Consider the following 13,712-nt stretch of genomic DNA (forward strand, 5'->3'; position numbering starts at 1 on the left):
TTAATGCGGTAGTTTTCAATTCAATAGTTAAAGAAGTTCATATTTAGTTTAAAATAAGTTTTTTGTTGATAAAGTGTGTTTTTTAAAAATCGTCTTAATACAATAATAATCAGAATTTTACGTTTGTGTTATTAACAATCAAGAACGAAGTTATTAACAATTAATTAAGGTTATTAACATTTTATTAACAATTTAATTTTAGCTATATATATTTGCTTTAGTAATAAGTGGAGAATTGAAAGGGTTTATTGGAGTAATCTTTTTTTTAGCAGTTTTATTTAATAAAGTAGCAATACATTAAATGTTAAAATAACTTGTGACCTTACTAATGCGATTTAGCACAGTAGGGTTTTTCTATAAGTATTGTTTTAATTATTTAAGGCTCATTGTTTATGTAAATAAAATTACGTTTATAATTAAAAAATCAGTTTTGACTAAGCTAAGAAAAGAATTAAATGCACATGTAATAGCCCTTGTGTTATTATTATCATGCCCGTTGGTAGCTCAAACTACTTTTTCGGAAAGTGCTGTGAGCTACAATTTAAATATAGGAGGGGCTAAAGATGGTGGCCATGCGTGGGCAGATTATGACAATGATGGAGATCTTGATGTACTTGTTTTGGTAAATAGTACGACCCAACGTAATTATTTAATGCGTAATAATGGCGATAATACATTTACTAATGTACAGCCTACATTAGTTACTGGTATGTTAAATCAAAAATCAGAAAGACAAGCTTTGTGGGGAGATTTAAACAATGATGGACGGCCAGATTTTATAATGAATACAGATGCTAGTACAGGAACTGGAAAAGCCTTACAAATATTTATTCAAAACCCATCCGGAACCTTTGGAGATGGTATTGGAGGACCAGCCCCTATTACTGTAGGCAGAACTGCAGACAATACAATACAAATTGATCCTATAAATTCAGAAGGTGTTGGTGTTTTCGATTTTGAAGGCGATGGTGACTTAGATATCTTTTTTGATAATCATAGTTTTGGAATTGAATTGCTTAGAAATAATTATATCAATCATACTACGCATACTACAGTAAATCCTGCTCCGGCATCCTTGTTTACTCATATTACAACAGGTAATGGAGCTGGTGTAACTGAATTCGGACTTAATCAATTTGCAACAGACGGTGATTATGGAACGGCTGCGGATGTGAATGATGACGGTTGGGTAGATATTTTTATGCGTAAGCGGGGTGAAAATGACTTCTTTTTAAATCAAGGTGGAACTTTTAATAATGGTGCTGATTTAGCTCAAGCTGAAAATGCAAATAAAGGAGGAAATGGCTTATGGGATTTAGATAACGATGGTGATTTAGATGCGGTTTGGACAGAAAATGGTACAACTCAAATTTTTAGAAATGATGGTGGTGTCTTTATACCTTTAGGTGCAGCAGTTTTTCCAGGATTACCGCAACCTGCTAATACCAATGCATCATCTTCATCTGCTCGTATAGATGCCTTAGCAGGTGGAGATATTGACAATGATGGAGATATTGATATCATATTGGTTGGTAATTCTAGAAGTTATTTATATATCAATCAATTAAATAGTCCTACCCCTGCACCCGGAACAATTGGTAGTGGTAGTGCCATGAACTTTAATCTCGATGCTGCAACTTTTAATTCCAGTGCCGATGGCGAGGGTACTACAATGGTTGATGTTGATGATGATGGAGATTTAGATATTTATATAAATATCAATGGTGGTGCCAATCAATTATACATAAATAACCTTGCTGCAACAAATAGAAATAATCATCTTATTGTTGATGTCACTGAAGATAGAAATCCTGATGGTACAACGGGTGGGTTTTCTGGAAGAACAGCTATCGGTACAAATGTTTTAATTAAGGATTGTGATGGAAATATTATTAGTGGATTACGCCAAGTTAATGGTGTTTTTGGACATGGAACCCAACAATCTCCATTAGTTCATTTTGGGTTACCACTTGGAGAGGGTCAACCCTATTTAATTGAAGTACATTATCCAAATCTTTACAATAATGCCGCAGGTGCAATAACAAGATTGATAGCCACGGCAGTAGCACAACCGAGTACAATTGTAGGTACAAATCATTACTCAATAACCACCACTGATGCAGAAACTTTACAAAATCCAAATGCTCCAATAGCAAACGATGATGTTGAAGCTGTAGCGTATGGAAACACCGTTTCTGTTCAAATAAGTTTGTTTGATAACGATTCTGAACCCGATGGGGATAGTTTTGCAATTGAAAGTATAACCCAACCTACGATAGGATCTGTTGTAATAGATAACGCTGCCGCTGGATTAGTTACCTATACTTATAGTGCTGCAACAGCGTTTCCGGGTACAACGTTTACATATACCATTTCAGATGCAACGGTTACGGTTTGTCCAGGTTCTGGTAAAAGTGATACAGCTACAGTTACGGTGTATGAACCTTGTGCAGACCCTACCGGTCTCGACACAGATGGTGACGGTATTAATGATGTTTGTGATATAGACGATGATAACGATGGAATTTTAGATACCAACGAAGGATGCTCGACGGAGTCTGTTAGTTATAATATCTCTGATGGAAATAATGTAGCACTTTCCTTGAATAACGGTTCAAATGGTTCTGTTTTTGACATTACAAGGATTGACAATAGTTTTAATTTGAGTATCAATGGCAGTCAGTTGACATCAGCGGAGATAAATTTTTACTCTGCTGAACGAAATGTTGAATTTGCAGATGGAACGTATTATGGAGCTGGTTCAATGAGTGAAGTCTGGTCTATTACTTCACCCGTAGCAGCCAATGATGAAACTCCATTTATTAGATTCATAATTGATGAGAATGGAGCACTTGAAGTGTTTGGATCAAAAACATTAAATGGGCCTTTGGAACCGATGATTTTTACAAATGGGTTAACATTGAATCCAGTTTCATGGAATGCGGTTACTAACAATTTTATTGTAGATCAAGTTGTGACAGGACCTACTTATATGCAAGGAAATATATCTAGTTTGGTTCAGGAATGTTCTGTGGATACTGATGGTGATGGTATTTTGGATCATGTAGATTTAGATTCAGACAACGACGGTATTCCCGATAATGTAGAAGCCCAAACCACTTTAGGATATACGGCACCAAGTGGTACCGATAGTGACGGTAATGGATTAGATGATGCTTATGAAACAACTCCGGGTTCTGGAGAAGGTATTACTCCAACCAACACAGACGGTACAGACAATCCAGATTATTTGGATTTAGATTCAGATAATGAAGGGGGAAGTGATACTACAGAATCAGGTATTACGTTGTCGGGGGTTGATTCAGATGGGGATGGTTTAGATGATGGTACAGATGCGACATCAGATTATTCAGATCCAGGAGGAACAATAGACAATCCATTATCAGGTTCAGTACTCTTGACAGATTCCGATAGCGATGCTAATAGTGGAGGCGATGTTGATTTTAGAGATGCAACCGATAATAGACCAGATAATGATGGAGATGGATTGGTAGATGAATATGATGTAGATGATGACAATGATGGTATTTTAGATACGGACGAAGGCTGTGGAAATTTATTAATTAACGGAAGTTTTGATTCGCAAGACTTTTCAAGCACAACAGAATTTCCTGGTCCAAATACAGAATCTGGAGGAACATTTATCGGTCAAACTATTAATTCATATAGTTTATATGGATGGAATCAAACCCACAATTTGGATGGCTGGGTTACAAGTGGAAGTTTTTCATGGACTCCAGATGATTTTGCTGCATCGTATGATGGAGATCAATATATTGATGTGTTAGGAAACAATACCCATTCCGGAGGTGTAAATAATATTATTTCACAAACCGTAGCCACTGAAATTGGCGAGTCGTATACCCTATCCTTTTATTGGGGCGAAGATGTTGGTCACTCAGCAGGGAGTGTTGTAACCATAGATGTAGACGTTACTGATTCGGGAGCTAATAGTTTGGCAAGTCAGACATTAACTACTTTGGCACAAGGTCCGGTCAATGGTGTTATTGGTCCAAAAAACTGGTTTTATTATCAGGTGTCATTCGTCGCTGCCACTACCACAACTTCAATTGCATTTCAGGCCACTCCATCTTCCGGAAATACGAGTGCAGGGGCTGCGTTAGATAATGTTCAGTTGAGAAAAGATGGAGCATGTCAAGATACAGATGGCGATGGAGTAATAGATGCCTTTGATCTCGATAGTGATAATGATGGAATTTTTGATGCTGTAGAAGCGGGTCATAATCAACCACACTCTGATGGAGAAGTAAATGGAGCCGTGGGTGCTGATGGCTTACCAGATTCAGTACAAGATCATCCAGACAATGAGCATATCAATTATACGATAGCTGAAAGTGCTAACGATACCGATACAATACCAAACTTTTTAGATTTAGATTCGGATGGAGATGGTATACCAGACAATGTAGAGGCTCAAACTACCATAGGTTATGTAATTCCAAGTGGCACTGTAGATGTGAATGGTGTATTCACAAATTATACATCGGGATTGACACCTGTTAATACCGATGGAATAGATACTCCAGATTATTTAGATTTAGATTCTGATAATGAAGGTGCAAATGATACTACAGAAGCAAGAATTAACCTAAGTGGAAATGATATTGATAATGATGGATTAGATGATGCAACTGATGCCGATACATCAGGATATAGTGATCCTGGAGGGACTATTGACAATCCTTTGTCTGGTTCGTTAATATTGTCTGATGTTGATGGTGATGCTAATTCTGGAGGAGATGTTGATTTTAGAGATGATGATACCATCTGTTCAGAAAGTGCAGGTATTATTGTGAATGAAATGTCAAATGGCGATGGTGGGTCTCAAGATTGGGTAGAGCTGTTAGTTGTTGGCGATTCAGCCAATCCAACCGCACCAGTAGATTTAACGGGTTGGTTTATAGATGATAATAATGGTGAGTTCCAAGGTTCTTCTTCAACAGGGGTTGCTCCAGGTTCTATTGTATTAGGTTCCAACTTTAATGCAGTATCACCAGGCTCGCTTATAGTTATATATAATCAATCAGATAGAGATGCAGCTATTCCTGCTGACGATCCAGCAGATAGTAATGGAGATGGTGTTTATATATTGCCAGGTAATCATGCATCACTTAATGGTTGCAGTAATTTACCATCATCAACCAATACAGACTATTTACCTTGTACTAGCACAACAGCTTCATGGTCAAGAGTCGCATTTAGAAATACCGGAGATGCCGTTCAAACCAGAAGACCAGATGGAACTTTTTATCATGGTTATTCATTTGGAAATGTTGTTGCTCCGTTTCCCTATTTCCCTTGCGGAGGACAATCTTTTAATTTAGGAAATGGTGGAGCTGGCAGTACTTTTGCCTTTCAATGCGGAGATTGGGAAGATGCTTCTAACTTTATAAGGTCAGGAAAGACAGGAAGAACACCAGGAGCAATAAATTCAGCAGAAAATCAATATTTTTTGACTAATGTTTTAAACGGGACCTTGGATTATGATAATTTAAGTAATGCACAAAACTGTAGTGCTGCAGATTTATCTTTAGTAAAAACAGTTAATAATAGTACACCAGATGTAGGAAATGATATCACTTTTACTATTGTAATTACAAATGGCGGACCATCGTCTACAACTAATATAGAGGTAGAAGATATTATTCCTTCAGACTTTAATTACACTCATATTCCTGCTAATTATACAGTAACTCAAGGAACGGTAACATATAATTCAGGTACTAGGGCTATGAATTGGAATGTAGGAGCTTATGTGTTAAATCCAGGCAGTTCAATAACGTTAACTTATACGCTAACGGTTGATGTTTGTGGAGAGTTTAAGAATCAGGCAGAAATAATTAATAGTTCTGTTTTAGACCCCGATTCAACACCGGGTAATGGTAAATAAAAAATTAATATTGAGAAAAATAGGAATAAATAAAATTCAGTTGTTTCATACTTATAGCCAAAACTATGCGTTAATGGGTGTTACTACAGTACCCCAAACCGAAAGTATATTCAAAATGAAAAAATTTAGAATAATATTAATGACAATGTTATTGTTAGCATTTGGCAAAAGTTTTGCACAAAGTATTAATGTAACACCAGGAACGGATTTACCCGCGGAAGTAATAGCTTGTGGAGATCAATCCACCTTTAAGTTTAGGGTTTATGGACCCACAGTGGCCAATGAAAAAGTTGAGGTTCAATTGCCAACGGAATCAGAATATATGAGTTTGGTAGCCCCTGCTTCAGGTGTTACTGTTGATGATTCTGACTTTAAAAAACCAATTTTTAATATTGTTAGTGCTCTAGCTGGACCATCAGATTTTATTGATATAGAATATAATGTTTTAACAGGTTGTACAATTGTCATAGACCCTGAGTTGAGTCATACATTTGTTAATAATACCGCTATCAATAAAACTGTAGATTATCCAACAGTCCAATATTCTGTGCTCGAAGTTAACTCTAATATAGTTCCTTCTTCGGCGTCTCTTAGTGTGAATGATACTCAAAATTTTACATTTACCATCGGTAATGATCCGGTGAGTCCAAATGCCTATAGTAGCAATATATATGCATATATAACACATAGTACTAATGTTGATATTACGTATTCAGGTTCGGGTACTTTTATTGCAGGTAGTCCTTCTGGGGGAATGGTAACCAATATAATTGTTCTTGGTGCTTCAGATATAGCCACGGTAGGAGATAACGATAATAAATTTGAAAAAAACGAAAGTATAGATATAACTGTAACCGCAAAATTATTAGGTTGTCCTTCAGGTGGTGGAGAGTCAATCTCATATAGAGCTGGTTATGGTGCTTGTGTAACCGCAAGCAGCCCTTGTTTAACAGGGAATGTTTCTACCTCTGGTATTGCTTTAGCTTCTGGAGCCCCAGAGTTGCATACTGAAGTAGTCAAAAGAGCATGGCCAAATCCTAGTAGTTCAGATACTGCTGAATTTTTATTGAGAAATGATGGTACTGGAGCTGGAGATATTTATAATTTATCTTTAGACTTAGGTTTTTCTAATGGAGGAGCAGTTTATACACCTACAGACATCAATAGGTATACTTGGTCTAATTTTAGTGTAAATGGCAATGCTGTAGCAAATAGTGGTGCAGAAGGAAGTGAAACTAGTTTTCAGTTTGCAACAGATCCAGATGGAGCTGGAGTAGGACTAGAAGATTTGGATGGAGATGGTTTCTTCGATGATTTACCTGTTGGTAATTCATTCACTTTAACCAATGAGCTTACGTATAATTACTTAATTGATACGGGTAATGACACGGCTTGTAATGATATGTATAGAGGATATGCTATTGTAAGATGGGCTCATGAATATCAAGATCAGTGTGGTGAAACAACTCAATTAGATGTTCCTATGAGTAACTCAGAAAGTTGGAGGCCCTGGAGTTTTTATAATATGCAGCACTCATCGCTAATTGAGAACTCTTCAACGGGAAGTTCTAATTTAGTGGCAGGGAGTACTTTTGATTTTCAAATAGAGCAACGGAGTAATGCAAGTATTTCTACTTTAAATATTGCCGGATTACATTATGAAGTGCATTATACCTTACCAGCTGGAATTATTCCAAATGGTAACGGAACTTGGGGAGGCCAACCTTTCAATTTGGTAAGTTTCAATGCTGGTACAGGTTTGGCAATTTATACTTCCAATTCAGCTCCAGCAAGTCATAAGACGAATCTTGCCCATGATCCTATTATACCTTTGCAAGTTGACGCAGCTTGTTCGAGTAGTTATGTGGGGAGTATTGATTATGAGTATCATTTAAAAGGTGATGCTACGTATGAACCAATTGATTTATGTGGTACCGGACCAACTTTTACAGTAAGTTGTGGGTCACCCGGACCTTCAGTTTGTGTATCTAATTTTTCTTTAGATAGAACTACTTTTGGTTTTACAGATAATACAGAGACAACATCAGTTACTGCAGCTACTGTGGGTGTTAGAACAGATCATGTTGTAGAAGGAGATATGGTACGTTGGCATTTAGAAGTAGATGTAAGTGAAAATAACTTAACTTCTTTAAAAGCATTATTAGAATATGATACTAATGATTGGTTTGGGACCCAAGGTGATGGAGGTATTAAAACTTTAAGAGTAGAATATCAGCCAGCGGGCGGTGGTGCGTCTACCGTTTCAACCAATTTGAATCAGTACAGTTATACAGAAAATAACGGAGGTAAAACCAATCACGAGATAGACTTACGTGGAGGTGACTTTAGTTTAACAATTCCAAGTATTGGAGCTAGATATATTATTGATGTAGATTTAAAAGTTTCTGAAGATGCGTCATTTACGGATACATCATTTGAATCATTAACTGGTATTTTAGCATCTTCACCAGCCACTTCTGCATTGAATCCAACAACCCATACCTGTAATTTTTTGACGGAAGAATTAGGAATGTTAGAATACTATGATACTTTAAGAACAGATTTAAGACAACAGAGTACTACTTTTGACGGTTGTGATGTTATTGATACAGGAGCACGTTTTTCTGTTGCACGATTTTCGAAAATTGGCGATCTATTCCCAAATGAGTTTAGAAATATTGCTCATTTAAAACAGGTAGATATTTTGGTGCCTGTTGGTGTAGATTATGTTCCTGGTAGTTCTCTTCAAAATACCTATCCAAATCAAACAAATCAACCTATTGCTGATCCTACTATCACCTATAATTTTGAACCTGGTTTTAATAAATATTCATGGGTAAATCCAGGAAATTGGACTCTAGGAAAAGCTACTGTTAGTTGGGGTATAAAAGAAGTTAAATTTCAAGTGGTACCTAATTGTAATGTAAGTGATTGGTCTTATTCTAATGAAAGATTTGGTATTTCAATTTTACCAACTTCTGAAATGGAGTATTTTAGAAATGTTACCAGTCCAGGTAGAATTGTAAACCCTGCTCGAAATGACATTCCAAGACCTACACAATACATACCATTATCATATACAGTTAGTTCAGCATCTCCTACAGTTTCTACAGAAACAAATGCTGCAATTTGGGATGTTCATATAAACAACACAAGTTCAGGTGGAGGTATTTTAAATAATACTTGGTTAGCCATAGATGTGCCAAATAATAATATAGTACCTACACTGTGGATTGGTGCAACACAAATTCCTTTGACAGGTTATGGTACTGGAAAGTATTGGGCTCAAATAGGTTTTGTTTCGGCTGTAGGTCTCAATTTAGAAATAAGATCTGATAATTTTAGTGTTTGTGGTACCGATACTTTTAATGTTACCGTTGGTCAAAATTGTGCGAGTTACCCTACAGATCCTGATACAGGATATCCGGTTAGTGGTGGGTCAGGTAATTACATTTGTAATGTTAAAACAATTCCATTAACCTTAAGTACACAAGAACCTTCAATAAATGTAAGTACAACATTGGGTATTCCACCAGCTACTTATGATTTTTGTAGTATTGTACCTTACGAAGTGGCAGTAAATAATGCGGCTAATGGTTATGCTTATGCATTGTCAGCTGATATTAGATTCCCACTTGGTATGACTTTAGACAATACCACAGGTATATTAAATTATAATGGAACGGCATATACCGTAGACCCTGCACAAGTAAGTCATAATGTTGCAACAAATACCTATACGGTTGATATTTCTGGAATTACATCACCAATCAGCGGAACAAATGGATTACCAGGAGTATCCGCAATAGCATCTAATGAGTTTGAGTTGACTTTTGATACCAGTTTTGATTGTGATTATGTTTCAGGTAGTAAAATTGGAACTCAAATAAACGGAGAGTCTTCATGTGGAGACCCTATCGATCCATCACAAGGACAAAGCGAAATAAAAACAAATCCAGTTAACGTAACACAAGTACCTACAAACATTCAGTACGCAATGACAGTAACTTCCGATGATAATACGTTACAAGCTTGTAGTCAAACAGAATTAATTAATGTAAATATAAGCAATCAAGGTGTTACAACAGATGGTAGTATTGAAACCATTGTGGCTACTATTGATGATGCTTTTAATTTTGTTTCCGGTTCATTTACAGCGGGTACTAATAGTCCAGCAGGTGCACCAGCAGTAACCGTAAATGGGGTTACAGGAGAACGAGTTTTAACTTGGACAATGCCAAATAACATTCCATCAGGTGCGTCAATTTCTTTTTCTTTCGAAGTTGAAGTAGTAAGCCCTGGAGATGTTTCGTGTACTGATTATGATTTGAATGTTTCAACAAGAGTTGAACAGTCAATTGATTGTTCTGCTACGGGTGGTGCAACTTGTCCGGCTATAAACAGTATAACTTCTCAAGAAGATGAGCCACTTACAGTTGAAAAAAGTACATTATCAATTACGTCTACAACAGTTAATTCTGCGGTAAATGGTGGTAATTTAGATATTACAGCAGGTTTTAGTTTAGAGAACACTTCATTGATTGATTTAGCTTCAGGTACTGTTGTTTCTGCATATAATGATGTAAATAACAATGGCTCATATGATGCTTCTGATGTGCTATTAGGATCTAAAACAGTAGCTTCGGCTATTGCAGCTGGTAATACAATTGATGATACTATTGATTTTTCAGTGGCCCTTGCACGAGGTTGTAATGTATTGCTGGTAGTTAATACATCTAATAATAATTGTATTTGTGATATAGCTGAAACACCTACAGGTTGTAATTCAGATTTAAATTTGACAAAAGTCACAAATAATGCTACGCCAGATCAAGGAGACAATATTACATTTACCTTAACCGTTACAAACAATGGTACTTCAGTACCAACAAATATTGTGGTTAAAGATATTATACCAACAGATTTTACATATAACCACCCCGATTTTATAACAACTCAAGGTACAGCTACTTTTAATGCTATGCGTGAGTTGGTATGGGATTTAGGTGGATTTACATTGCCTGTAGGAGATTCCATAAGCTTGACTTATACTGTTACTGTAGATAATTGCGGTGAGTTTATTAATCAAGCAGAAATAACAAATAGTTCGTTAAATGACCCCGATTCAACCCCAAACAATGGTAATTAAAGAAATGACCATGAAAAATTTTAATCAAAAAATCACAACCAAAATGAGTAGATTTAAAAAATCTATGTCCTTATTATTTATAATGGGGCTTTTTGCGTTTAGTGTTAATGCTCAAACGTATTCTTCTGTAATTAATCTTGTGGAAACTTCAGGAAACACTAATGTTTCTGAAGCAGGTACGGTTTTAAATTTCCGTGCAGAGGTTTTTAATAATGGAGACACAGATTTAAATCCGACATCCTATACTAGTGTTATGTTCCATACAGGAGCCTTGCCTTTGACTGGTCCAACGGAAAGTGGAGTAACAAATGGTATACTTGAAGTAGGAGAAACATGGACTTTTACATCTAGTTATACAGTTACGGCTGGCGATATCTCTAGTCCACCAGCACTTTTTCAAAACCAATTCCGTATTCAATATTCAGAAACAGGAACTACAACTTTTTTAGCTATTAGAACAGCTAATATTTCAGAAGATGATTATGATGAAGTAACAATTACTGTAAAAAGTACGGCCACAGCTTCGCTTGCTTCTAACAGTCCTATTTGTTCAGGAGAAAATGCTGTCTTTACGATTAGCGGAACTGCGGGACATGAAGTTGCCTATAGTGGAGATGCTACTGGTACCGCAATAATAGGAGCAGGAGGTACAGTTGATGTAACTATTACTAGTGTAACTTCAGATGTTACTTTAGTGTTGAATAGTGTAAATGATGGTTCATGTGATACCGCTATATCAGATAGTGAAACAGTAACGGTCAATCCATTGCCTGCAACACCTGTAATTACAGGAACAGACGAAATTTGTGTTGGTGGTACAATTAATGATTTAGCAACTACGGCAACAGGTACTGTAACTTGGACTTCTTCCAATACGTCAGTAGCAACAATTAATCCAACTACAGGTGTTTTAACAGCTGTTGCTGGGGGTACAACTTTTATCAGATATGCGGTAAATGATGGTACTTGTAATGCTCTTTCTTCGCCTTTTGAAGTTACGGTAAATGCTTTGCCAGCGGTACCAACATTAAGTAGTACAGCTGCAAGTTGTTCAGCCGCAGAGTTGACAACAATCACAAATTATAGTGCAAGCTTAACATATACATTTAGTCCGGCTGGGCCAAGTGTAAATGCAAGTGGCGAAGTAACTGGAGCAACAGCAGGAACAGCCTATACGGTAACTGCAGGAACTGCAGATTGTACATCAAGTTCAGCCAGCTTTACAAATGATGCAATGTTAATTACCCCAGCGGTACCAACATTAAGTAGTACAGCTGCAAGTTGTTCAGCCGCAGAGTTGACAACAATCACAAATTATAGTGCAAGCTTAACATATACATTTAGTCCGGCTGGACCAAGTGTAAATGCAAGTGGCGAAGTAATTGGAGCAACAGCAGGAACAGCCTATACGGTAACTGCAGGAACTGCAGATTGTACATCAAGTTCAGCCAGCTTTACGAATGATGCAATGTTAATTACCCCAGCGGTACCAACATTAAGTAGTACAGCTGCAAGTTGTTCAGCCGCAGAGTTGACAACAATCACAAATTATAGTGCAAGCTTAACATATACATTTAGTCCGGCTGGACCAAGTGTAAATGCAAGTGGCGAAGTAACTGGAGCAACAGCAGGAACAGCCTATACGGTAACTGCAGGAACTGCAGATTGTACATCAAGTTCAGCCAGCTTTACGAATGATGCAATGTTAATTACCCCAGCGGTACCAACATTAAGCAGTACAGCTGCAAGTTGTTCAGCAGTAGAGTTGACAACGATCACAAATTATAGTGCAAGCTTAACATATACATTTGCTCCAGCAGGGCCAAGTGTAAATGCAAGTGGCGAAGTAACTGGAGCAACAGCAGGAACAGCTTATACGGTAACTGCAGGAACTGCAGATTGTACATCAAGTTCAGCCAGCTTTACGAATGATGCAATGTTAATTACCCCAGCGGTACCAACATTAAGCAGTACAGCTGCAAGTTGTTCAGCAGTAGAGTTGACAACGATCACAAATTATAGTGCAAGCTTAACATATACATTTGCTCCAGCAGGGCCAAGTGTAAATGCAAGTGGCGAAGTAACTGGAGCAACAGCAGGAACAGCCTATACGGTAACTGCAGGAACTGCAGATTGTACATCAAGTTCAGCCAGCTTTACAAATGATGCAATGTTAATTACCCCAGCGGTACCAACATTAAGCAGTACGGCTGCAAGTTGTTCAGCCGCAGAGTTGACAACGATCACAAATTATAGTGCAAGCTTAACATATACATTTAGTCCGGCTGGACCAAGTGTAAATGCAAGTGGCGAAGTAACTGGAGCAACAGCAGGAACAGCTTATACAGTAACTGCAGGAACTACAGATTGTACATCAAGTTCAGCCAGCTTTACGAATGATGCAATGTTGATTACTCCAGCAATACCAACATTAAGCAGTACAGCTGCAAGTTGTTCAGCCGCAGAGTTGACAACGATCACAAATTATAGTGCAAGCTTAACATATACATTTAGTCCGGCTGGACCAAGTGTAAATGCAAGTGGCGAAGTAACTGGAGCAACAGCAGGAACAGCTTATACAGTAACTGCAGGAACTGCAGATTGTACATCAAGTTCAGCCAGCTTTACAAA

At 37.3% G+C, this 13,712-nt stretch carries 3 protein-coding genes; all 3 read left to right on the top strand.

The window, feature by feature from the left end; genetic code table 11:
* Window positions 1–430 precede the first annotated feature (430 nt).
* Complete coding sequence (locus tag JBL43_RS18220; RefSeq protein ID WP_198842815.1) at window positions 431–5,932, top strand: FG-GAP-like repeat-containing protein; 5,502 nt, start codon at window positions 431–433, stop codon at window positions 5,930–5,932.
* A 115-nt stretch (window positions 5,933–6,047) separates the two neighbouring features.
* A complete protein-coding gene (locus JBL43_RS18225; protein ID WP_198842816.1) occupies window positions 6,048–11,081 on the top strand; it encodes a DUF11 domain-containing protein in 5,034 nt (1,677 codons plus the stop codon).
* Window positions 11,047–13,712: beta strand repeat-containing protein (locus tag JBL43_RS18230; RefSeq protein ID WP_369074831.1), on the top strand; the 2,666-nt coding region annotated here is incomplete at its 3' end. The genes JBL43_RS18225 and JBL43_RS18230, both read left to right, overlap by 35 nt.

This window comes from Aureibaculum flavum, assembly GCF_016406085.1.
Classification (GTDB): Bacteria; Bacteroidota; Bacteroidia; order Flavobacteriales; family Flavobacteriaceae; genus Aureibaculum; species Aureibaculum flavum.